24 protein-coding genes and 1 tRNA gene are annotated in these 20690 nt (G+C 59.8%); 15 read left to right on the top strand and 10 right to left on the bottom strand.

The window, feature by feature from the left end:
- Positions 1–41: 41 nt before the first annotated feature.
- Both coaE and ACSEXW_RS20125 read left to right on the top strand, forming a co-directional pair.
- Entirely contained in the window at positions 42–638 is a 597-nt protein-coding gene (coaE, locus tag ACSEXW_RS20130; protein ID WP_438447969.1) for a dephospho-CoA kinase, read from the top strand.
- Positions 635–1195: a lytic transglycosylase domain-containing protein gene (locus tag ACSEXW_RS20125; protein WP_438447968.1), complete on the top strand. Its 561-nt coding sequence runs from the start codon at positions 635–637 to the stop codon at positions 1193–1195. The genes coaE and ACSEXW_RS20125 overlap by 4 nt, the downstream gene beginning before the upstream one ends.
- Positions 1196–1276: 81 nt before the next feature.
- Here the strand turns inward: ACSEXW_RS20125 and ACSEXW_RS20120 are convergent, their stop codons facing one another.
- Complete coding sequence (locus tag ACSEXW_RS20120; RefSeq protein WP_438447967.1) at positions 1277–1501, bottom strand: alpha/beta-type small acid-soluble spore protein; 225 nt, start codon at positions 1499–1501, stop codon at positions 1277–1279.
- Positions 1502–1607: 106 nt separating this feature from the next.
- On the opposite strand from ACSEXW_RS20120, the gene nrdR reads away from it, so the two are divergent.
- Together nrdR and ACSEXW_RS20110 are read left to right on the top strand one after the other, a co-directional pair.
- Positions 1608–2075: a transcriptional regulator NrdR gene (gene nrdR, locus ACSEXW_RS20115; RefSeq protein WP_438447966.1), complete on the top strand. Its 468-nt coding sequence runs from the start codon at positions 1608–1610 to the stop codon at positions 2073–2075.
- A gap of 82 nt (positions 2076–2157) precedes the next feature.
- Positions 2158–2230, top strand: a tRNA-Ala gene (locus ACSEXW_RS20110).
- 80 nt (positions 2231–2310) lie between these two features.
- Here ACSEXW_RS20110 and ACSEXW_RS20105 read toward each other — a convergent pair.
- Both ACSEXW_RS20105 and ACSEXW_RS20100 read right to left on the bottom strand, forming a co-directional pair.
- The gene (locus ACSEXW_RS20105; RefSeq protein WP_438447965.1) at positions 2311–2712 is read right to left on the bottom strand and encodes a VOC family protein; all 402 of its coding nucleotides are present in this window, start codon (positions 2710–2712) and stop codon (positions 2311–2313) included.
- Positions 2713–3885: 1173 nt separating this feature from the next.
- On the bottom strand, positions 3886–4548 hold the full coding sequence (locus ACSEXW_RS20100) for a transcriptional regulator (RefSeq protein ID WP_438447964.1): 663 nt from the start codon (positions 4546–4548) through the stop codon (positions 3886–3888).
- A gap of 331 nt (positions 4549–4879) precedes the next feature.
- On the opposite strand from ACSEXW_RS20100, the gene ACSEXW_RS20095 reads away from it, so the two are divergent.
- Positions 4880–5896, top strand: coding sequence for an ATP-binding cassette domain-containing protein (locus ACSEXW_RS20095; protein WP_438447963.1), 1017 nt, complete (start codon positions 4880–4882; stop codon positions 5894–5896).
- Positions 5893–6708, top strand: coding sequence for an ABC transporter permease (locus ACSEXW_RS20090; protein ID WP_438447962.1), 816 nt, complete (start codon positions 5893–5895; stop codon positions 6706–6708). Before ACSEXW_RS20095 ends, ACSEXW_RS20090 begins: the two co-directional genes overlap by 4 nt.
- Positions 6709–6763: 55 nt before the next feature.
- Here the strand turns inward: ACSEXW_RS20090 and ACSEXW_RS20085 are convergent, their stop codons facing one another.
- Positions 6764–7939: an MFS transporter gene (locus ACSEXW_RS20085; protein WP_438447961.1), complete on the bottom strand. Its 1176-nt coding sequence runs from the start codon at positions 7937–7939 to the stop codon at positions 6764–6766.
- Positions 7940–8115: 176 nt separating this feature from the next.
- On the opposite strand from ACSEXW_RS20085, the gene ACSEXW_RS20080 reads away from it, so the two are divergent.
- From ACSEXW_RS20080 to ACSEXW_RS20055, 6 genes are all read left to right on the top strand, one after another.
- On the top strand, positions 8116–8691 hold the full coding sequence (locus ACSEXW_RS20080) for a TetR/AcrR family transcriptional regulator (protein WP_438447960.1): 576 nt from the start codon (positions 8116–8118) through the stop codon (positions 8689–8691).
- Entirely contained in the window at positions 8688–11330 is a 2643-nt protein-coding gene (locus ACSEXW_RS20075) for a winged helix-turn-helix domain-containing protein (RefSeq protein WP_438447959.1), read from the top strand. Before ACSEXW_RS20080 ends, ACSEXW_RS20075 begins: the two co-directional genes overlap by 4 nt.
- A gap of 115 nt (positions 11331–11445) precedes the next feature.
- The gene (locus ACSEXW_RS20070; protein ID WP_438447958.1) at positions 11446–12354 is read left to right on the top strand and encodes an NAD(P)-dependent alcohol dehydrogenase; all 909 of its coding nucleotides are present in this window, start codon (positions 11446–11448) and stop codon (positions 12352–12354) included.
- A gap of 14 nt (positions 12355–12368) precedes the next feature.
- Positions 12369–12728 (top strand): winged helix-turn-helix transcriptional regulator, encoded by a 360-nt coding sequence (locus ACSEXW_RS20065; RefSeq protein WP_438447957.1) that lies wholly within the window; start codon positions 12369–12371, stop codon positions 12726–12728.
- A gap of 120 nt (positions 12729–12848) precedes the next feature.
- Entirely contained in the window at positions 12849–13265 is a 417-nt protein-coding gene (locus ACSEXW_RS20060; RefSeq protein WP_438447956.1) for a pyridoxamine 5'-phosphate oxidase family protein, read from the top strand.
- 101 nt (positions 13266–13366) lie between these two features.
- Complete coding sequence (locus ACSEXW_RS20055; protein ID WP_438447955.1) at positions 13367–14161, top strand: TetR/AcrR family transcriptional regulator; 795 nt, start codon at positions 13367–13369, stop codon at positions 14159–14161.
- Positions 14162–14234: 73 nt separating this feature from the next.
- Here the strand turns inward: ACSEXW_RS20055 and ACSEXW_RS20050 are convergent, their stop codons facing one another.
- Both ACSEXW_RS20050 and ACSEXW_RS20045 read right to left on the bottom strand, forming a co-directional pair.
- Positions 14235–15020, bottom strand: a complete 786-nt coding sequence (locus ACSEXW_RS20050; protein WP_438447954.1) for an ABC transporter permease — start codon at positions 15018–15020, stop codon at positions 14235–14237.
- Positions 15017–15904 (bottom strand): ATP-binding cassette domain-containing protein, encoded by an 888-nt coding sequence (locus ACSEXW_RS20045; protein ID WP_438447953.1) that lies wholly within the window; start codon positions 15902–15904, stop codon positions 15017–15019. The genes ACSEXW_RS20050 and ACSEXW_RS20045 overlap by 4 nt, the downstream gene beginning before the upstream one ends.
- A gap of 158 nt (positions 15905–16062) precedes the next feature.
- Between ACSEXW_RS20045 and ACSEXW_RS20040 the strand changes: the two genes are divergently transcribed.
- Positions 16063–16473 (top strand): VOC family protein, encoded by a 411-nt coding sequence (locus ACSEXW_RS20040; RefSeq protein ID WP_438447952.1) that lies wholly within the window; start codon positions 16063–16065, stop codon positions 16471–16473.
- Between the two features lie 57 nt (positions 16474–16530).
- Here the strand turns inward: ACSEXW_RS20040 and ACSEXW_RS20035 are convergent, their stop codons facing one another.
- The 3 genes from ACSEXW_RS20035 to ACSEXW_RS20025 form a co-directional block, all read right to left on the bottom strand.
- Positions 16531–17517, bottom strand: coding sequence for a glycerophosphodiester phosphodiesterase family protein (locus tag ACSEXW_RS20035; RefSeq protein WP_438447951.1), 987 nt, complete (start codon positions 17515–17517; stop codon positions 16531–16533).
- The gene (locus tag ACSEXW_RS20030) at positions 17510–18094 is read right to left on the bottom strand and encodes a TetR/AcrR family transcriptional regulator (RefSeq protein WP_438447950.1); all 585 of its coding nucleotides are present in this window, start codon (positions 18092–18094) and stop codon (positions 17510–17512) included. Before ACSEXW_RS20030 ends, ACSEXW_RS20035 begins: the two co-directional genes overlap by 8 nt.
- Positions 18095–18199: 105 nt before the next feature.
- Complete coding sequence (locus ACSEXW_RS20025) at positions 18200–18481, bottom strand: hypothetical protein (RefSeq protein WP_438447949.1); 282 nt, start codon at positions 18479–18481, stop codon at positions 18200–18202.
- Between the two features lie 190 nt (positions 18482–18671).
- On the opposite strand from ACSEXW_RS20025, the gene ACSEXW_RS20020 reads away from it, so the two are divergent.
- Together ACSEXW_RS20020 and ACSEXW_RS20015 are read left to right on the top strand one after the other, a co-directional pair.
- Positions 18672–19097: a hypothetical protein gene (locus ACSEXW_RS20020; RefSeq protein ID WP_438447948.1), complete on the top strand. Its 426-nt coding sequence runs from the start codon at positions 18672–18674 to the stop codon at positions 19095–19097.
- A 117-nt stretch (positions 19098–19214) separates the two neighbouring features.
- Entirely contained in the window at positions 19215–19877 is a 663-nt protein-coding gene (locus ACSEXW_RS20015; RefSeq protein ID WP_438447947.1) for a tetratricopeptide repeat protein, read from the top strand.
- A gap of 160 nt (positions 19878–20037) precedes the next feature.
- On the opposite strand, the gene thiE is transcribed toward ACSEXW_RS20015, so the two are convergent.
- Positions 20038–20685: a thiamine phosphate synthase gene (gene thiE, locus ACSEXW_RS20010; protein WP_438447946.1), complete on the bottom strand. Its 648-nt coding sequence runs from the start codon at positions 20683–20685 to the stop codon at positions 20038–20040.
- Positions 20686–20690: the final 5 nt, after the last annotated feature.

The raw sequence follows: 20690 nt of genomic DNA, 5'->3' as shown, positions 1-20690 counted from the left end.
CCGTAACGGCTGATATGAAGGAATTATGGGAGTGAATCTTTTTGAACATCGGATTAACAGGAGGTATCGCCTGCGGCAAAAGCACCGTCTCCTCGATGCTCGTTCGCCGCGGGGCGATTCTGATAGATGCCGACCGGTTGGCAAGAGAAGTGGTGGAACCGGGCGCCCCGGCCTTGGCCGAGGTGGTCCGTGTATTCGGACAAGCCGTGCTCATGGAGGATGGCACTCTGAACCGCCAGGAGCTCGGCAAGCTGGTATTCGGCAGCGAGGAGAAGCGGAAGGAGCTGGAGGGCATCCTGCATCCCCCCATCCGGAAGCTGATGCTGGAGCGGATGGCGGAGTATGAGCGCTCGGCGCCGGACAAGCTTGTGGTGGTGGATGTGCCTCTCCTGTACGAGTCGGAGCTGGAGGAGCTTTTTCAGGAGGTGCTGGTGGTTTATGTCCCTCCCGAGCTTCAATTGATACGGCTGATGGAGCGCAACGGGCTGAGCCAGGAGGAAGCATCGAAGCGGATTCAAGCCCAGATGCCGATCGAATGGAAGAAGGAATGGGCGGATCATGTCATTGACAACAGCGGCCTGCCGGAAGAGACCGAGGAGCAGGTGGACCGGTTCTGGAAGCGCAAGGGGCTGGCATGAGGAAGCCCCGGAAGAAACGGTGGTTCGCTCTAATCCTGATGATGCTGGTCCTTATTCTCTTCTACCGGAGCGACTGGTTGGGAAGGCTGATGTATCCCATCCGCTATAAGCAGGAAATCGCTACGGCTTCGGCGAATGTTGGTATCGATCCGTACCTGGTGGCGGCGGTGATCCGCGTGGAGAGCAACTACAAGCCGGAGCTGGCGTCCCATAAGGGTGCGGTCGGACTGATGCAGGTCATGCCGGATACGGCGCAGTGGATCTTCGAGCGGGAGGGGTTCCGAGGCTACAAGCTGGAGGATCTGACGGTTCCGCAGGTGAACATCCAAGTGGGGACCGCCTACCTGGCGTTTCTGCTGCAGCAATTCGGCCGGGATCAGGTGAAGGCGGTGGCGTCCTACAATGCGGGACAAGGAAACGTCAACAAGTGGCTGTACAATGAGATATGGGACGGCCGTCTGGAGAGTATCGACCAGATTCCCTTCTGGGAAACGAGAAAATATGTAACGAAGGTCATGTATTATTACAAGAAATATCAAGATCTATATGGAAGCTAACACCCGAAGAAGCACCGGACCAGCTCTTCTTCAAGAGCCTTGATCCGATGCTTCCCGGGCAATACGTTATCATGCCGTTAATTATTTGAATTGACCAGCGAGTTGCTGCTCAGCGATTTGCACCAGGCGGCGGGTAATGTGACCCCCGATGGCACCAGTGTCGCGAGTAGCCATGTTACCGTAGTAACCGTCTTGCGGGATAGCGATACCCAGCTCTTGAGCCACTTCATATTTCAGTTGGTCCAGAGCTTGGTTTGCTTGGGGAACAACCAGAACGTTGCTGTTACGGGATTGTCCTGCGCCCATTTGTTTTTCACCTCCTTGTCGGTTGGTAGTTGTATTGTGTGCCGAATTCGGGGAGATCAGTCAGGTAACCATTGGTAATATCGATCAACGGAAGGGAGGACGCCCCATGAAGTGTCCCTATTGCGATCATCCCGGCACGAAGGTGCTGGATTCACGGGCCGCCAACGAGAACAAATCCATCCGCCGGCGAAGAGAATGCGAGAAGTGTGCGCGGCGTTTCACTACCTTCGAGATGGTGGAAGAAACTCCGCTCATGGTCATCAAGAAGGACGGCAGCCGCGAGGAATTCAGCCGCGAGAAGGTGATGCGTGGGCTTATCCGGGCGTGTGAGAAGCGGCCGGTCTCCATCGAGCGCCTCGAGATGATGGTCTCCGAGGTGGAGAAGCAGCTCCGCAACACGGCCATGGCCGAGGTGGAGAGCCGGGCGATCGGGGAGATCGTCATGATGGAGCTCTATCCGGTGGACGAGGTGGCATACGTGCGGTTCGCCTCCGTGTACCGCCAGTTCAAGGACATCAATATGTTCATGAAAGAGCTCACCCAGATCCTCATGAAGAACCAGGCCGATTCCTAAAAAAGGCAGGGGACCCCTCTTGCGTTCCCCCGCCTCGGTATGTATAATTAGAACTTGTCCGGCACTACAGCCGGAACCGTTCGGGGCCTTAGCTCAGCTGGGAGAGCGCATCGCTGGCAGCGATGAGGTCAGGGGTTCGATCCCCCTAGGCTCCATATAAGAGAAGCAAGAAGCACCCTTTCGGGTGCTTCTTTTTTTTGCCTCGTTGGTGTGGAGGTAAACGGGCGGGGAGATTTTACGTGGGATTCACCGCAAAAATCGAATGTACATTTCCCTCGGGATCGCCGAAGAAACCGGTCGTATGCCCCCAAGATTTGACTTGGGGTGCGGTGATGTCAATGGCCCCCTTGGAGACGAATTCATCGTACAACGCGTATACTTGTTCCGGCGAAGCACATTGAAAATTAAGCTCGACGGCCTGTCCTTTGCGGCTCTCCCGAAAAGAAGCATAGCCATTGGTATTGTCCGCCATAAGCGATTTGGAGCAGATGGCCAATCTCACTCCCGAATTGCTGAACTCTACGTAATGCTCCTCTTCGATGACAATCGCAAACCCCAGAACCTCCTGGTAAAACCGCGCCAATCGAGCTACATCGTCCGCCAGCAGCGTAAGTCCTTCCAGTTTGACTATATTCATAATAGGCCGCACCTCCAATGTAGAGTTTAACACATTTTTGCCAACGGTTGGTAGTTTGCTAGACTCGGAGTACACGAGGAAGCGTAGGCAGGGAGCGTCGTTATGGGTCTAGGCTGGGAGCGGAACATTACGGCGGTGACACCTGCCGTGGGGGCGGCTCACGTCTAACGGTTGCCACAAGAGCTAAGTGCGCGATATTTTGCGGATTCTAGCGCTAACGGTAGCTGCAAGAGCTATGTGCACATATTCCGCGGGATTCTAGCGCTAACGGTTGCCACAGGAGCTATGTGTGTGATAATCCGTGGATTCTAGCGCTTACGGTTGTCAGGGGTGCTATATGAGCGATAATCCGTGGATTCTAGCGCTAACGGTTGCCAGGGGTGCTATATGAGCGATAATCCGTGGATTCTAGCGCTAACGGTTGTCAGGGGTGCTATCTTGCAGCTTTTCTGCATTTTGTGGGGAGATTAGCAACAATAAGCTCCATCACAACCGTTAGAAGAGGAACTCGCCTTCTGAAGTACCAATAAGCTTCGTGGCAACCGTTAGAACTCCAACCAACCATTACTCTGGCGCAGACTATTCCCCGTACCAACTACTCATGGAGTATGTGAGGAAGCGTATCCCCAGCGATCGTCGATATGGAGTTTGGGCTGGGAGAGGTACATTACGGCGGTTGCACCTGCCTTGGTGGGAGGCTCACGTCTAACGGATGCAACAGGAGCTATATGAGCAATAATCCGCGGAATCGAACACTAACGGTAGCTGCAAGAGCTATGTGTGCGATATTCTACGGGTTTCTAGCGCTAACGGTTGCCACAGGAGCTATATGAGCGATAATCCGTGGATTCTTGTGCTAACGGTTGTCAGGTGTGCTATTTTACAGCTTTACTGCATTTTGTGGGGCGTTTAGCAACAATAAGCTCCATCACAACCGTTAGAAGGGGAACTCGCCTTCTGAAGTGCGAATAAGCTTCGTGGCAACCGTTAGAGCTCCAACCAACCACTACTCTGGCGCAGACTATTCCCCGCGCGGACCATTCCCCGTACAACAGCTGCCTCCCGTACCAACTACGACCTCCTTGCAAGCTACTCCCTCTGAACAAACCACTCCCTCTAACTACTACTCCCGCGCAAGCCGCTACCTCCCGCGCAAACCGCCCCGCTCGCTATCTACTGGAGGTCGGTTCCCAGCCGGTAAGTGCGATAGCGCTGGGATCCGCTTGCCACCGTCAGCAATTTCCGGGAGACGAGCGAACGAAGAAGCACTCTTGTCCGGTTATCGGACAACATCAGGTGCGCGGCCAGTTCCTTCGGTTCGATGGGGCGCACCATGCGCCGGGCATAACGTAACGCTTCAGCTTCCGCCCAATTTAAGCAGGATGACCCGGTGTCCACCGACAGAAATTTGCCGACAAAGGCAAGAATCATCTGTTTGCAGACACCCGGATCTTCGCGGATGGACAAGAATGCGACGGGAAGGAAATGCCAATCGTCCAACGCGAGCATTGCTTGCTTCAGGCACAGATCCTTGAATCGGCCCGTGTCAATGTCCCGTGCATGACTGCTGTAGTCCTGGATCTCGATGCATCCTTTTGCACTGCCGGGCATATAGGCCAGATCCAGATAGCGGTAACGGTTGTTCATATCGCGGACTTCATATTCAGCCAGCAGGTGATCCAAATTTCCGATTGCAGGAAACCAGACCGAGCGTAAGAAAGCCACTGTGCCATAACTCAAACCCTTGTTCAACAGCTCCCGCCTTCTTGGGTTTCTCTCCTCCTTCTTCTGCTGCTCCATCCAATGCTCGTAAGCCTCCTCGAACGACAATCCCATGCTCAACCCCTCCTAATTCAATCAAAAAAACCGCTCCGTTCCGGAACCCGACGGGTCCGAATCAAAGCGGCATGTGCTTCAAGCCGATACAATACCTTCAAAGTATCACAGGATCGCGTCTTTGCCAAGATGCGTGCGGTGACGGAAGACGTACCAGGCGCTCAGCCTAAGGACGGAGGGCAATACCGTTCTGCGGAAGGTTTTGCGCCGCACCAAAATCTATAGAATGTAAAGTATGAAAGTGAGCATGTGGAACGGCGGCCGGTTTATATTGCGTTTAAGGAAACGGGTTATGATCGTTGTTGTAAGAGACGGACAGGAGGGCAATAAAATGGATCAAATGCAAAGAGATGCCATCTCCCGCAGCGGAGATTGGGCGGTAGAAGCGATCGGACTGAAGAAAAGATTCGGGGACAACCAAGCGGTGGACGGCGTGGACCTGAAGGTCCGTACCGGTTCGGTGTATGGCGTGCTGGGGCCGAACGGCGCCGGGAAAACCACAACCATCCGCATGCTGGCGACGCTACTCCGGCCGGATGCCGGGAAGGCGCGCATCTTCGGGTATGATGTGGTGAAGGAGGCGCAGATCGTGCGCCAATTAATCGGGGTGACCGGCCAGTATGCGTCGGTTGACGAGTCGCTCAGCGCAACGGAGAACCTGATCATCTTCTCCAGGCTGCTGGGCCTGGGACGGGCGGAGGCTCGCCGCAAGGCATCGGAGCTCCTGGAGGAATTCGGCCTGACCGAAGCGGCACGCAGGCCGCTGAAGGATTTCTCCGGCGGGATGCGCCGGCGGCTGGATCTGGCCGCCAGCCTGATCGCGCAGCCGCCTCTGATCTTCCTCGACGAGCCGACCACGGGTCTGGATCCGAGGACCCGCTCCCAGATGTGGGACACGATCCGGCGTCTGGTCAAGACGGGTTCCACCGTGCTGCTCACCACCCAATACCTGGACGAGGCGGATCAGCTGGCGGACCGGATCGCGGTGATCGACCGCGGGCACGTCGTGGCCGAGGGAACCGTGGATGAGCTGAAGGCTTCCGTCGGAACCTCCTCGCTCCACCTTCGGGTCCAGAATCCCCAAGACACCGATAAAGCCCGCCGTATTGTGGAGCAGGTGCTTCAGGTCCGCTCCAGCGTATCGGCCGAAGCCGCCAAATTAACAGCGCCGATGGCGGACGCCGACCGCGTCACCGACCTGCTGCTGGCCCTCCGTACCGGAGGCATCCATCTGGCAGAGATCAGCGTGCAGAAGCCCTCACTGGACGAAGTCTTCCTGGCCATCACGGGCCATGGCGTCCCCTCGAACGAAACATCAGACACCGCCGCGAAGGAGGCGATCGTATGAGCCAAGCAGCCGCTAAGCAAGCGCACATCCGTCCGCTCAAAAACCATACGAGTTTCGTCCAGTCGGTCCGAAACTCTCTGACCATGGCCTACCGGGGTCTTCTCAAAATCCGGCGCACCCCCGAGCAGCTTTTCGATGTTACGCTGCAGCCGATCCTCTTCACCTTGATGTTCACGTATATCTTCGGCGGCGCCATATCCGGGGACGTAGCCAGCTACCTGCCGGTCATCATCCCGGGCATCCTGGTCCAGACCGTCATCACCACGTCCATCGTAACCGGGGTCCAGCTCCGCGAGGACATGGATAAGGGGGTCTTCGACCGGTTCAAATCTCTTCCGATTGCACGAATCGCACCGCTGGCAGGAGCTCTGCTGGCAGATACGATCCGGTATGCCATCGCAACGATCCTCACCTTGGCCATGGGGTACCTCATGGGCTACCGGCCAGACGGAGGCTTAGGGTACGTGGTTATTGCCGGGGTTCTGGTAGTCGGATGCTCTTGGGCCATCAGTTGGATTTTTGCCTTCTTCGGGGTAATTGCGCGTACGGCGTCCAGTGTCCAAGGGATCTCCATGATTGTGCTGTTTCCCTTGACCTTCCTCTCCAACGCCTTCGTCCCCGTCGATACCATGCCGGGCTGGCTCCAGTGGTTCGTGAAGCTGAACCCGATCTCCCACTTGGTCTCAGCCGTAAGGGAGCTGGCCAATTCCGGAACCATGGGGATGGATGCCGTGATCTCCCTGATCGGTGCGGCCGTGATCGTGGCCATCTTCGCACCGCTGACGGTGCAGGCGTATATGCGGCGGACCTAACCTTCAGTCGTATAATAAAAGAGGGCGCGGACTCTTCAAAGTCCGCGTCCTTTTGTCACGCCGGCTGCTCTAGGGGCTTTGTATGCTCGGTGAAGTAATACAGCAGCGCGATTAAGGGGAGCACGGCGCCAACGCCCATAGCTGCCGTCCAGCCGCCCGCTGCGTACGCCCATCCCCCAAGTGAGGAGCCGGCAGCCCCGCCCAAGAAAAAGATAGACATGAAGAGGCCGTTCAATCTTCCTCTTGTTTCACTGCCCAGGGAGAAGATCACACGTTGGCCCAGGACCAGATTGCCGGAGACCGCCATATCCAGAGTAATGGCAGAAGCGGCAAGAAGAAGGAGCTCCGCAGTGGAATGCCCCCGGATCAGGAGGCTGACCGCTAAGCTCAGGACTGCCGTACCCATGGCGGCGCCGGTCAATATGCGGCTCCAGCCTTTGTCCGCCAGCCTCCCCGCAATGGGAGCGGCCGCCGCGCCGCCGACACCGGCCAATGCGAACCAGGCGACGCCGCTCTGGGACAGGCCGAATTCGTCCGTCAGCCGCAGAGGGACCACCGTCCAGAAGAGGCTGAAGGCGCCGAACAGGCAGGCTTGGTAGATGGCGCGGCGGCGAAGAGCCGGAGTGTGCCGAAGCAGCGGCAGCAGGGAGCCCAGCAGCTTCCGGTAAGGAACCAGCGGTTTAGGACGGCGCGGGGGAAGCGCCCGGGAGAGAAGAAGGGTCAACAGTGTGAGAATCACAGCCGATGTTGTGAAGACGCTCCGCCAGCCCCAGGAATCCGCCACAAAGCTGGCAACCGGGCGGGCGAACATGATGCCGAGCAGCAGGCCGCTCATGACGTTCCCCACCACACGGCCTCGCTGCTCCTCGGAAGCCAGGTGGGTGGCGTAGGGTACCAGAATCTGCGCTGCCACCGAGCCGGTGCCAAGAAGCAAGGCTGCGGCCAGCACGTACACCGCACGCGGCGCCCAGGCAGCCGCCAGCAGAGCGGCGACGGCTGCAAGCAGAACGATCGAGATAAGCCGCCTGTTTTCCAGCTTGTCGCTTAAGGGAACGATAAACAGCAGGCCTCCGGCATATCCGATCTGGGTCAAGGTGACGATCAGTCCCGCGGCGCTTGCTGGAAGGCCGGTATCGGCGCTGATCGGACCGACCAGAGGCTGGGCGTAATACAGATTGGCGACGATAAGGCCGCAGGAGACGGACAACAGGAGCATCAGCCAGCTTTTCATACAACATCATCCTCCGATTCACTGAAAATAAATACTGAACGTATCGTTCAATAAATGAATGACTTTATAATATACTGAACGTTCGGTTTTGTAAATAGGCAAAAACCCTTTTGTTTCCTTCTTCTATTCGATATACTGAACGTATCGTATTGATTTTTCAGCAGGAGGGCATGAGCATGCAAGGCAAAAGAGGGCGTCCGCGCAGCGAACAAACCCAGCGTTCCATTCTTGAAGCTTCCTACGAGCTGCTGCTGGAGCACGGCTTCGGCGCAGTGACAGTGGAGAAAATCGCAGACCGCGCCAAAGTAAGCAAGGCTACGATCTATAAATGGTGGCCTAACAAGGCTGCCGTCGTAATGGACGGCTACCTCTCGGCGGCATCCGAAAGGCTCCCGGTTCCGGATACGGGGGCGGTATACGACGATGTCATCCAGCACGCTTCGAATTTGGCCCGCTTCCTGACCGGCCGGGAGGGAAGCATATTGGCGCAGCTGGTGGGCGAAGGCCAGTTTGACTCCGGCTTGGCGGAGGCATACCGGGAACGGTACTTCCAGCCCAGGCGGCAGGAGGCGCGGCGTCTCTTGGAGCGGGGCATCCAGCGGGGCCAGCTCAAAGCGGGCGTCGAGGCGGATACCTGCATCGATCTGATCTATGGGCCGATCTTCTACCGGCTGCTGATCACGGGCGCAAGGATCGATGGGGACTATGTGGAACGTCTGGTCCATATGGCTTTTGACGGCATACGGACATGATGGATCCTCTAGTAGCGACCAAATTGTTCATCCCTGCGCTGCGGTCCGGCCTGGTGCCGCGCGAGCGGTTAAGCGATCGGCTTAACGAAGGGATCGGCCGGAAGCTAACCCTGGTCTCGGCGCCGGCCGGAAGCGGCAAGACGACGCTGGTCAGCGAATGGCTGGCCGGGTGCGGCAAGGAGGCCGCCTGGATCTCACTCGATCCGGCGGACAATGATCCCTACCGCTTCCTGACGTATCTTCACGCTGCCCTTCAATCCCTAAGGCAAAACCGCAGGGACGGCTTGCTGCCGCTGCTCTCTTCCCCTCAGCCGCCTTCGGTGGAATCGGTCCTGGCCGCCTGGATCAATGAAGCCGTCTCGCTGGCGAAGCCCTTCATCCTCGTGCTGGACGATTACCATCTGGTCCGCTCTGAGGCGGTTCACCAAGCGATGTCGTATCTCATGGAGCACCAGCCGCCTCAGCTGAGCCTGGTCCTCGTGACGAGGGAGGATCCCCCTCTGCCTCTGGCCCGGCTTCGGGTACGCAACCAGCTTGCAGAGCTCCGGGTGCCGGAGCTTCGGTTCTCGCTCTCCGAGGCCGAAGGGTTCTTCCGCCGAACGATGGGGCTGAAGCTGGCCCAAGAGCAGGTCCGTTCCCTCTGGTCGCGTACGGAGGGATGGGCAGCGGGCCTGCAGCTGGCTGCCCTCTCTCTTCAGTCGAATCCGGATGCAGCCGGCTTGCTCGATTCCTTCGGCGGCAGCCATGTCTATCTGCTGGATTATCTGGTCGAGGAGGTGCTTCAGCACCAGCCGCCCGAAATACAAACCTTCCTGCTGCAGACTTCGATTCTCGACCGGATGTGCGGCGAGCTATGCGACGTTGTGAACGGTCCTGGCTGGGAGGTTAGTCCATCCTCCTCCAGCCGAAGCGGACAGATGATTCTGGAAGCCCTCGAGGTAGCTAACCTGTTCGTCATTCCCTTGGATCAGGAACGGCGCTGGTACCGCTATCATCATCTCTTCGCCGATATGCTGAGGGCACGGCTGCAGCAGCAGTCCGACCCGACTGAGCTTCATCTTCGGGCCAGCCTGTGGCTGGAGCGGAACGGTATGGAGCTGGAGGCATTCCAGCATGCAGTTGCGGCCAAGAGCACGGAGCGGGCCGCCAGCCTGGCGGAAGGAAAGGGAATGCCCTTGATTTTCCGGGGGGCGGTTATGCCCGTCCTGCAGTGGCTGGAATCGCTCTCTGTGCCGGAGCTGGATGCAAGACCTTCCCTATGGGTGATCTATGCCTCCGGTCTGCTGTTGGCCGGCCAGACCTCAGGAGTGGAGTCGAAGCTTCAAGCGGCGGAGAGAGCCATTGAAGCGCAGGCGGACAGCATGGTCAAGGAGGCGGAGCGCGATCTTCTGGGGCATATCGCCTCCATCCGGGCCACGCTTGCCGTCAGCAGGCACGATGCCAACGTGATCCTTGCGGAGGCGAACCGGGCCTTGGCCTATCTTCACCCCCACAATGTGCCGGTGCGCACGGCGACCACCTGGGCTTTGGGTTATGCCCGTCAGCTGTTGGGGGATCGTGCGGCGGCCGCTCAGGCGTATAAGGAAGCCGTCTCCTCCAGCAGGACCCTCGGTCACCGGATCATCGAAGTGATGGCGACACTGGGCCTCGCCATGCTTCAGGAGGGGGATAACCAGCTCCACCACGCTGCCGAAACCTACCGGGCTGTCCTGGAGCTGGCCGGCGACCCGCCGCTGCCGGCGGCTTGCGAAGCCCATCTGGGGCTGGCAAGGATCCGTTATGAGTGGAACGAGCCGGAGTCCGCCCTGGAGCATGGGCTCGAGAGCCTCCGGCTGGCCCGGCAGCTGGAGCTGACGGACCGGGTGGTCGCAGGCGACCTCATCTTGGCCCGGTTGAAGCTGGCCGGCGGAGAGCCGTCGGCCGCCGCCTCGTTATTGGGGGAGGCGGAGCATCTTGCCCGCCGGCAGTATGCGGAACGCCAGCTCCCCCTTGTCGCTGCCGCTCAGGTGCAGCTGTGTCTTCATGAGGGCAATCGGACGGATGCAGAACGGCTGGCGGCGAGGCATGATCTGCCTCTGATCTCAGCCCGGGTCCGGCTGGCCCTAGGGGAAACGTCCTCGTCTCTGGCGATTTTGCGGCCCTACCTGGAGCACGCGGAGGCGAAAGAATGGGAGGATGAGGTCCTGAAGGCCGTGATTCTGCTGGCGCTGGCCCTGCTGCAGGAGGGAGCAACCCCGGACGCGGTGCGGGTGCTCCGTAGGGCTCTGGCCAAGGCGGAGCCCGGCGGCTTCATCCGGCTGTTCGCCGATGAGGGACCGCCCATGGCGGAGCTGCTGTCCGCCGCCGCTGCCGGCGGCTTCATGCCGGCTTATACCGGCAGGCTGCTGCAGGTTATGAAAAGTTCATCGGCCGCCAAGGATGTGTCTTCGGCCCGGTCCCTTGTTGAGCCGCTCAGCCCCCGGGAGCTGGAAATTCTCCGGCTGATTGCCGACGGCCTCTCGAACCAGGAGATCTGCGACCGGCTTCATCTGGCCTTGAGCTCGGTCAAGGGCTATAACCGCAACATCTTCGGGAAGCTTCAGGCGGGGAGACGGACGGAAGCCGTGGCCCGGGCCCGCGAGCTGGGGCTGCTGCCGTAACCCGATCCCCGGAAGAGCCGCATCAGAACCGGTTCCTAACCCTACTTTAGTATCTACCGTCCCGGACCGGGAGCGGATACACTGAATGGTAAACAAGGGATAAAGGAGGCCACATATGAGAGCGATGGTATGCACGAATTACGGACCGCCCGAGGTGCTTCAGCTTCAAGAGGTGGCAAAGCCCGCACCGAAGGATCATGAGATCCTGGTGCGCATCCATGCGACGACTGTGACGTCCGGGGACTGCCGAGTCCGCAGCTTCAACAGTCCGCTCTTGATGTGGATTCCAATGCGTTTGGTACTGGGGCTGCGGAGGCCCCGAAAGCCGATTCTCGGCGTGGAGCTGGCCGGGGTGGTTGAAGCGGTCGGCCGCAATGTGAAGCGGTTCCGCGCAGGGGACCGGGTCTATGCCATGACCGGGATGAATTTTGGAGGCTATGCGGAATATGTCTGCCTGCCTGAGAATGGCTTGGTGGCCGCCATGCCGGCCCAAGCCACTTATGAGGAAGCGGCGGCCGTGCTGTTCGGCGGGACGACGGCCCTGCATTTTTACCGGAAAGGGAGGCTCAGGGAGGGGCAGAAGGTGCTCGTCTACGGGGCGTCCGGAGCGGTTGGGACCTCGGCGGTTCAGCTGGCTAAGATCTTCGGTGCGGAGGTAACCGCGGTCTGCGGGCCGGCCAACCAGGATTTCGTGAAGTCGCTGGGGGCAGACCGGGTGATGGATTATACCAAGGGCGATTACGCTTCGGGCCAAGAGCGTTACGATCTGATCTTCGATGCCGTGGGCAAAACCTCCAAAGCCCGCTGTAAACCGGCATTGGCACCCAACGGGACTTATGTCTCCGTGGTCGGCCAAGGTATCGCCAAGGTGCTGCCCGAGGATCTGACGCAGCTCCGGGAGCTGATGGAGGCGGGTAAGCTTAGGGCGGTCATCGGACGCAGCTATCCGCTGGAGCGGATTCCGGAGGCCCACCGGTATGTAGAGGAAGGACATAAGAGAGGCAATGTGGTCATTACGGTGTAGATGAGGTGCGTTCGTTGAAGATCAGGGAGTCGTATACGTGTCCGCTGGAGCTTACCCATGATATTACCCGCGGCAAGTGGAAGCCCATTCTTCTGTGGCAGCTGGGCAAGGGAGCAGCCTCGCTTTCTCAGCTGGAGAGGGATATTGAGGGGATTTCCCAGAAGATGCTCCTGGAGCAGCTGAAGGAGCTGGGCGAATATGGCATGGTATGGAAGAGCACGTCCGAGGGGTATCCCTTGAAGGTGGAATACGGACTGACGGAGCGGGGCTGCCGGCTGCTGGAGGCGGTCACCATCATGCAGAGCATCGGGGTAGAGCTGATGCGGGAGCAGGGCATGGAGGATTTCCTGCGGGTCAAGGGGTTTATCGGGTAGCAGCACCCCTTCCCCAGCTCCTAGCCCGCCATACCCACGAAAAAGTGGGTACTGTACGGGCAGATCGGGCTTGGGTATACTTGTTCCAGATTGAGAGATTCTGGAAGGGGTGTGATTCCCATGTCTAATGTGAAGGAACGGGCGGAGCGTCTGATCGGGGTGCAGAGCACGGCTTTTGTCGGCTCTGTGGACTCGGCCGGGTATCCGAACATTAAAGCCGTCTTGGCTCCCCGGGTACGCGAGGGGCTGCGAACCTGTTATTTTACGACTAATACGTCATCCATGCGGGTGCAGCAATTCCGCGTCAATCCCCGGGCCAGCGTCTACTTCTGCGACCAGCAGCGCTTCATCGGCGTCATGCTCCTCGGCACCATGGAGGTGCTGGAGGATGCGGCGTCCAAGGAGCTGATCTGGAGGGAGGGCGATACGCAGTATTACTCCCTTGGCGTGACGGATCCGGACTATTGCGTGCTGAAGTTTACGGCGGAGTCGGGCCGCTTCTACAGCAGCTTATCCTCCGAGAGCTTCGACATCTAAGAGGGGCGGAAGCGGTGGTTGCCGGCTGCTGCATGCCGGAGTAAACGCGTCCCGTCTCCTGCTGTGGTATACTGTATATCAAATACACTATACCGGGAGCCATGAACAGCATGCTAGAGGATGAGAAGAAAGAAGCAGAAGCATTATCCCGGCTGAAGCCCGGCATCGCCTTAAGCTGGGGCTTGGGGAAACAGCCGCAGCGGGGGCCGAAACGGGAGCTCAGCATTCCACAGATCATTGACACGGCAGTCGCCATCGCCGACCAGGACGGATTGGCAGCGGTGTCGATGGGTCGGGTAGCAGCGGCCTTGGGTTACACGGCCATGTCGCTGTACCGGTATATCCCCAGCAAGGAGGATCTGCTGCTGCTTATGCAGGATGCCGTCAGCGCTTCGGATATCCCGGCGGGAACGGAGGAAGAAGAGTGGCGCCAGGGCATGCGCGAGTATGTGGCGTACACAGTAGGCGTATTCAAGAAGCATCCCTGGTTCGGAGATATTCCCTTGTTCGGGGCGCCGACGACCCCCAATCAGCTGCGCATCGTAGATTGGGCTCTCCGGATCATGCGTCCGCTTCCCTTGAACTCCTACGAGAAGATGTCCATGCTCCTCCTGCTCAGCAGCTATGCCCGTTCGGTCGGGATCATCCAACGGGACTTCGAGCTGGCCCTTCGGTCCGGATCCAGCCCCGAAGCCTTCAGCGGGATCAGCTACAATGACGCCCTGCGTCTGCTGGTCAAACCGGAGGAGTACCCGGACCTGTATCCGCTCATTCAATCGGGCGCCTATACGGGAGAGGATGCGGAGGAGAACGGAGTGGGCGACGATTTCGATTTCGGTCTGGATCGGATTCTGGACGGCATCGAGCATTACATCTGCAACAGGGGCAAGCGATAACCGGAGAGGCACCAAACCCAAAACGGCCCGGAGTATACACTCCGGGCCGTTTTGGGTTTGGTGTGCGCCGTGGTTAACGACGTCCGGCTTTCCGTTGGAAGAGCCATAGGCTCCACAGGAGGGCGATAAGCAGAATGAGGCTGCACCAGCCTGCCGCCAGCCAGGCGCTGTTGTGTACCGGGGTACCGGTCAGAAGTCCGCGTATGGTTTCGATGGCCGGCGTGATGGGCTGGTGCTCGGCTGCGCCCTGCAGCCAACCCGGCATGGTGCTGGTAGGCACGAAGGCACTGGAGAGGTAGGGCAGGAAGAGCAGAATGAAGCCGTAGCCGTTGGCGGCGTTCGAGCTTCCGGCAGCCAAGCCGATGGCGGCATAAAGCCAGGTGATGGCGAGGATGAAGAGCAGGATCATGCCGATGGCGCCTGCCCATGCGGCAGGGCCCGCAGAGGAGCGGAACCCGAGCAGCACCGCCACGCCGATGACGACACCGGTGGCGATCATATTCCGGATCACACTGGAGACTACATGTCCCGTCACCACCCCGATGCTGTGCACGGGCATGGTCCGGAACCGGTCGATGATGCCGTTCGTCATATCGTTGGATACGCTGACGGCCGTGCTGGCGGAGCCGAAGCCTGCACAGAGAAGGATGATGCCGGGTACGACATAGTGGACATAGCGCCCGGAGGGATCGATGGCGCCTCCGAATACATAGGTGAACAGGAGCATGAGCATCACCGGCAGCATGATCGACATGGCCAATGCTTCGGAGTCACGAAGGCTGTGACGAAGGCTGCGTCCGATGAAGACCGAGCTCGTCGTCCAGAACGTTGGGGGCTGGGGCGTCGTGTGGATCTTCATAGGCTTCCTCCCTTTCCGTTCCCGCCGGTCAGGGCCATAAACACGTCATCCATGCTGGGCCGGTTGATGCTGACTAGGGCGTCCGGGTCGGCATAGGCGGAGGCTTCCTGCAGAACTCGGCAGACCGAGCGGAGCGTGCCGTCCGTGGGCATCGGGCGGAATGCCTCGTCTCCCTGCCGGTTGTTCAGATTCACCACCACACCGTCCACGCGGGACTTCAGTTCATCGGCGGTGCCTTCCGCGACGATACGCCCGCCGGCCAGGACGGCGATCCGGTCAGCAAGCCGGTCCGCTTCCTCCAGATATTGGGTGGTCAGGAATACGGTGCTTCCCTCCTGGGCCAGCTCCAGAATAATCTCCCAGAGGGCTCTGCGGCTCTGGGTGTCCAGTCCGGTCGTCGGTTCGTCGAGGAACAGAACGGGACGCCGGACCACCAGACTGATGGCCAGGTCCAGCCGACGGCGCATGCCGCCCGAATAGGCGGATACCCGCTTGCGGGCGGCTGCCTGCAGCTCGAAGCGCTCCAAGAGCTCGGCGGTGCGCTTCTGCGACTCCTTGGCCGACAGCCCGGACAGCCGGCAGATCATGCGCAGATTCTCTTCGCCGGTCAGAATACCGTCGACGGCGGCGAATTGTCCCGTCAGGCTGATGGAGCGCTTGACGTCCTCCTTCCGGCCGACCGTATCATATCCAGCTATACGGGCGGTGCCTTGATCCGGCCGGATTAAGGTGGAGAGAATATGGATCAGGGTGGTTTTGCCGGCCCCGTTAGGACCCAGCAGGGCATAGACGGTGCCTTGGGGAACGGTTAAGTCGATTCCGTCGAGAACCGTTTGGCTGCCGAAGCTCTTGCCCAAGCGATTACACTCAATAGCAGGGATCATGACGAATGCCTCCAAACTGCTTAATATGTAAACAGTATATATCATATACAGAATAGGGGCAAGGATTGATTTTGAGGTTTTTTTCCACGAAACAGTCATTCCAAAGAAATCTTGTGCTCCAAATGGGTCCATAATAGAGGAAAAGGAGCGTGAGGACGATGTCCAAGGAGTTATGGATTAATCTGCCTGTGAAGGATATGGCCCGGTCCAAGGCATTCTACAAGGGGATAGGCTTCCTTATACACCCCCGCCATGGGGAAGACGCACACATGGCAGCATTGGTCGTCGGGGAGCCGGCGGTGAATGTGATGCTGTTCCCGGAGGACACCTTTCGCGGCTTCACGGGTAGTCCCGTTGCGGATGCGAGGCAAGGAGCGGAGGTTCTCATCTCCATCGGCGCCCAGAGCCGGGCGGAGGTGGACGAGCTGATCAGCCGCGTGGTTCCAGCGGGAGGGACCGTCTATGGGGCTCCGGCGGAGAACCAGGGATGGATGTACGGGGCCGGCTTCGCCGACCCGGACGGACACCGCTGGAACGTGCTGTTCATGGATGACCGCAAGGCCCCATAAGCAAGAAGAAGGACAGCCGCTGCGGGCTGTCCTTCTCTTTTCTTCCTGGTGGAAGCCTTACCGCTTGGGAAACAAGGGCGCGATGCGGTCGATCCGATTGGTCCAGATTCCCCCGGAATACCCTGTTGGGAGGCGTTCCACATCCTCCGGCGTATCGAATCCGCTGGAGAAGTCGCTGCCGTCGCCCCCAACGACGATGACCGTGGTGTCCGCGCCATCCATCCGGTTCAGGAACCGGTTGGGCCAGCCCCATAGATAAGATGCGATCTTCTCGGGGAGATGGAGCTCCGTGCCCTGGCATGCGGAGGGAACGTAACCGGTCCAGCCTACGGCCATGTAGGGGATCAGGCAGCTTTTCATGGTTGCTTTGGACATGGACCGGACACCGGGCAGAGCATCTTGAAGGGAGGCGATGGGTTCATCGCCTCCGTATACCGCCAGCTTGCTCCGCTCCGCCTCGGGAAGCCGCTCGAGGAAGCGGGCCATCATCCTGCCCTCCTCCGCGTCGTTGCTCTTGATATGCAGGAGGAAGGCCCGGCCGGGAAAATGCTCCAGCACCTCGTCAAGCGAGGGCATCAGTCCGACTCCTTGCCCCCGGAACGGGTAGGTCTTGCCATTGTCCGGGGTGTAGCCGTAGCCGACGTCTAGCGTTTTGAGCTCCGCCATGGTGTAATCCTTCGCCATTCCCTCCGCGTTGGTCCGGCAGCCCAGCGTCCAGTCGTGGAAGACGGCGAACTGTCCGTCCTTGGTCGGCTTCACATCCAGCTCAACCATGTCCGCCCCCGCCTGGAACGCTGCTTCCATAGAGGGGATGGTGTTCTCCAGATAAGGATGCTCCGGCGGATAGATGCGCTGCGCCGTGCAGGTATCGCTGGTGATTCCCTCCATGGTGAAGGTCTGGGCCAATCCCCTATGGGCCAGCAGCATGGGATGTTCCTGATGCCTCACCGCCAGCAGGGAGCTGTTGTTGCCGTATATCAACAGGATCATCAAGAGAGGCAGGAGCACCCTTTTGCGCAGCAAAAGCCGTTTCCATCTATTCACGGCCGATGCCTCCCCATATCAGGTCCAGCTGTAGCCGCAGCGTTTTCATTAGCTCGTCCGGATCGAGGCAGGTGGCCCGGGTAACTACGGTATGCACAAGGACACCGACGATGACTGAGGCCAAGCTCCCGCAGTCGGTCTCCATGCGGAGCGACCCTTCCTTCCGGGCTTCCTCCAGCACCGACCGGATGGCCTCCTGGAACAAGATCAGATTGGAGCTCTCGCTTCCGCTCTCCATGGCCGCGCGGATCGTCTCGATCAGCGTGACCCGGAGCACGCCCGCATGCTTGACATAGACCCCCAGCACCTCCCGGAGGATGAGAAGCAGCCGCTCCTTCAGAGGGCCCTCCCGGTGCTTCCCGATCCATTGGCTCAACAGCGGCATATAGGATCCGGACACCTCCAGCAGCAGATGCTCCTTCTTGGGGAAGTAGTTGAAGAACGTTCCCTTGGCGATGCCGCACATGGCCGCGATTTCCTCTACCGTCACTTGGTCGTAGCCCTTCTCCTTGAACAGTCCCATGGCGTTGCGGATAATCAGATCTTTGGTTTGCTTCTTCTTGGCATCCCGCAGCAACGGATCCACCCCTCTCTGCACAAAAAAAATGACCGAGGTCATTTATGACCATGGTCATTATATACCTGCGGGAGGGCGATTGCAAGCGTCCCTCCTTGCACCGGCTTATTCGTACAGCGCGTCCCGGAGGCGGCTGTGCATGCTGGAGCCTCTATCGCCAGCAGCCGTGCGCTTCGGAGCCGCCGGCTTCGGTGCTTCGGCTGCGGCAGTCTCGGCGGCCAGCGGTGCGGGCTGGTCCTTCACCAGCACCCATACCCCTCCGGCATCCGGGAGGTGCAGCGCCTGCAGCTTCCCCTCCTGCGAGAGACGGATGATGGCTTCGGGGGTGAGCCCCCAACGGGCGGAGGCTTCGGTGACGCCCATAATATTGTCGAGTGGATTATTCATGATACGAGCTCCTTTTTTTGGGGCATGACGGATGGAATTCATTGTACCACGGCAGGGTGGGCCAGGCCATAGACCGGACGCGTGGTGAATCGCAGCTTACCGGATGCGCGCCGTGACTGCTGGTAATAATGGGGCTTTCTCCGGGAAATCCTACCTGGGAAGCTGTATACCGAGAACGGAGGCGTAATCCATGCATATCCGCAAAGCGGAGTTTACCCGAGTGATTCCAAGCGACGGCATTCTGTTCGGTGAAGTCAAGGTGTGGCCGGTGAACGAACAAGCCCCCATGCTGGCCTGGTTCGTCCGGGGGGAGGACGGTTGTCTGACGCTGGCCAAGCTGATCCGCAAGCAGGAGGAGCTGGAGCTGGACTGGTACGACAATGATCTGCGGCAGGCTTTTGCCGATGTGACGGACAAGTGGTTCACCCAGCAGGAGCGGGAGGGGGGCTGCAACCGAACCCAGTTCGAGCGGGAGGTGCTGGACTTCGCCGACGTGGCGCCGGCGATGGAGCAGCGTCTGTGGGAAACGGAGCGGGATTTGTCCGAGGGTGCCGTATTCGGAGCGTTCGCTAAGGAAGCGGGCGGTGGAGAGACTGGGGCTCGCCCCGAGGTATAGGCCACCGCAAGGCCGCCCCGCCTGCTGCACGTGCCGATTTTTGGCGCAAGGAGTCCTTTCTTCCCGCAACGGGCCATGGTAAGATGGAAGGGAATTCCTTGAACAGGAGGCGGGCAAGTGGGGAAGTTCTTCTTATTTCTGATCTTATGGCGCCTAATCGGCAATCCCTTCATCGCAATTGTGGTCATTCTGGCCATCTTCTATGTGTTGGACCGCCGGTTCATCGGGCTTAGCCCCAGCATCACCCGGCCCTTCAAGCGAAACCGGAGGCTGTCGGCAGTCCGAAGAGAGCTGGAAAGCCGTCCGCATGATACGAGAAGCAAGCTGGAGGCCGCACGGCTTCTCATGGAGAAGAAGAAGTACCGGGAAGCCCTCGACTATCTGGAGCAGGTGCTGCCCGTTATGGATGATTCGGCGGAGGTGCTGGTGGAGACCGGAATCTGCCGCTTGAAGACGGGAGATACCGAAGGCGGCGAGGCCTCGATCCTGCAGGGGCTGGAGCTGAATCCCCGCGTTCATTACGGCGAGCCGTACCTGCGGCTGGGTGAGGCCTTCAAGACCAGCGACCCGGAGAAGGCGGTGCGGTATCTGCAGCAGTTCCGGGAGGTGCACTCGTCCTCGTGCGAAGCCTATTACCGGCTGGGTCAGCTTTACGAGCTGATGGGCCGCAAGAGTGAGGCGGCGGATGCCTACGCCGAGGCGGTCCGCATCTACCGGGGGCTGCCCAAGTACAAGCGCAAGTCGGAGCGGAAGTGGGCGCTGCTGGCCCGCATGAAGTAACCGCCATTGACGCCAAAAGCCCTGCCTGCCCGGTCCGTTCGCGGACTAGGCAGGCAGGGCTTTTGGCGCTCCGGCTGGGGGAGCGGCGTGTGGCGTAGCGGTGTAGGTGGAGCGGCGTAGGCGGAGGTAGCGGCGTGTGGCGAAGCGGCGAGGGCGGTGCTTAAGGCAGCCAAGGCTGCATCGGGCGGGCTCCGGCCCGGTCCATGGCCTCCCGGTATGCCCGCAGCCGCCCGGCCGGATCCGGGTGCAGCAGCACGCCGGACAGGATGGCGATGCCGGAGCAGCCGGTGGCCAAGACCTCCGCCGTGTTGTCCGGCTCGATGCCGCCGATGGCGATGACGGGCAGCTGCGACGCCTTCACCACTTGGCGAAGCGCGTCCGTCCCCCGGGCAGCGGCGCCTTCCTTGGAGGCCGTGGCGAAGATGTGACCGAACAGGACGTAGTCGGCACCGGCCTCCCTTGCAGCCGCCGCTTCCTCCGGCGAATGGACCGAGACGCCGATTCGGGTTCCTGCGGCGAGGATACGCCGGGCATCGGCAGGCGGCAGGCTCGTGTAGCCCAGCTGGACGCCGGGTGCGCCCACTGCTGCCGCCGCGTCCAGCCGGTCGTTGATATAGAGCGGGAGCCCGGAGGTCGATGCGGCTTCCCGGAGCGCGCCATACCACTGCGCGATCTCCCGGGCTCCCCGGTGCTTCTCGCGGATATGCAGCGCATCGGCCTGGCCGTGGGGCAGTCGGCGCACGATGGCGGTGAGCTCCGACAGCTCCTGCTTGCCGGTGGTAATCAGGAATAAGGCATGCTGCTTCATGAAGG

The organism is Oryzibacillus soli, assembly GCF_051594765.1.
Lineage (GTDB): Bacteria > Bacillota > Bacilli > Paenibacillales > NBRC-103111 > Paenibacillus_AR.
Note: the sequence above shows the minus strand (reverse complement) of the source record. Positions and strands in the feature narration are given on the sequence as shown.

Bases quoted from the DNA above. Each gene is read 5' to 3' on its own strand.
- ACSEXW_RS20125 (WP_438447968.1), top strand. From the start codon at position 635: ATGAGGAAGCCCCGGAAGAAACGGTGGTTCGCTCTAATCCTGATGATG.
- ACSEXW_RS20120 (WP_438447967.1), bottom strand. From the start codon at position 1,501: ATGGGCGCAGGACAATCCCGTAACAGCAACGTTCTGGTTGTTCCCCAA.
- nrdR (WP_438447966.1), top strand. From the start codon at position 1,608: ATGAAGTGTCCCTATTGCGATCATCCCGGCACGAAGGTGCTGGATTCA.
- ACSEXW_RS20105 (WP_438447965.1), bottom strand. From the start codon at position 2,712: ATGAATATAGTCAAACTGGAAGGACTTACGCTGCTGGCGGACGATGTA.
- ACSEXW_RS20100 (WP_438447964.1), bottom strand. From the start codon at position 4,548: ATGGGATTGTCGTTCGAGGAGGCTTACGAGCATTGGATGGAGCAGCAG.
- ACSEXW_RS20095 (WP_438447963.1), top strand. From the start codon at position 4,880: ATGGATCAAATGCAAAGAGATGCCATCTCCCGCAGCGGAGATTGGGCG.
- ACSEXW_RS20090 (WP_438447962.1), top strand. From the start codon at position 5,893: ATGAGCCAAGCAGCCGCTAAGCAAGCGCACATCCGTCCGCTCAAAAAC.
- ACSEXW_RS20085 (WP_438447961.1), bottom strand. From the start codon at position 7,939: ATGAAAAGCTGGCTGATGCTCCTGTTGTCCGTCTCCTGCGGCCTTATC.
- ACSEXW_RS20080 (WP_438447960.1), top strand. From the start codon at position 8,116: ATGCAAGGCAAAAGAGGGCGTCCGCGCAGCGAACAAACCCAGCGTTCC.
- ACSEXW_RS20075 (WP_438447959.1), top strand. From the start codon at position 8,688: ATGATGGATCCTCTAGTAGCGACCAAATTGTTCATCCCTGCGCTGCGG.
- ACSEXW_RS20070 (WP_438447958.1), top strand. From the start codon at position 11,446: ATGAGAGCGATGGTATGCACGAATTACGGACCGCCCGAGGTGCTTCAG.
- ACSEXW_RS20060 (WP_438447956.1), top strand. From the start codon at position 12,849: ATGTCTAATGTGAAGGAACGGGCGGAGCGTCTGATCGGGGTGCAGAGC.
- ACSEXW_RS20055 (WP_438447955.1), top strand. From the start codon at position 13,367: ATGAACAGCATGCTAGAGGATGAGAAGAAAGAAGCAGAAGCATTATCC.
- ACSEXW_RS20050 (WP_438447954.1), bottom strand. From the start codon at position 15,020: ATGAAGATCCACACGACGCCCCAGCCCCCAACGTTCTGGACGACGAGC.
- ACSEXW_RS20045 (WP_438447953.1), bottom strand. From the start codon at position 15,904: ATGATCCCTGCTATTGAGTGTAATCGCTTGGGCAAGAGCTTCGGCAGC.
- ACSEXW_RS20040 (WP_438447952.1), top strand. From the start codon at position 16,063: ATGTCCAAGGAGTTATGGATTAATCTGCCTGTGAAGGATATGGCCCGG.
- ACSEXW_RS20025 (WP_438447949.1), bottom strand. From the start codon at position 18,481: ATGAATAATCCACTCGACAATATTATGGGCGTCACCGAAGCCTCCGCC.
- ACSEXW_RS20020 (WP_438447948.1), top strand. From the start codon at position 18,672: ATGCATATCCGCAAAGCGGAGTTTACCCGAGTGATTCCAAGCGACGGC.
- thiE (WP_438447946.1), bottom strand. From the start codon at position 20,685: ATGAAGCAGCATGCCTTATTCCTGATTACCACCGGCAAGCAGGAGCTG.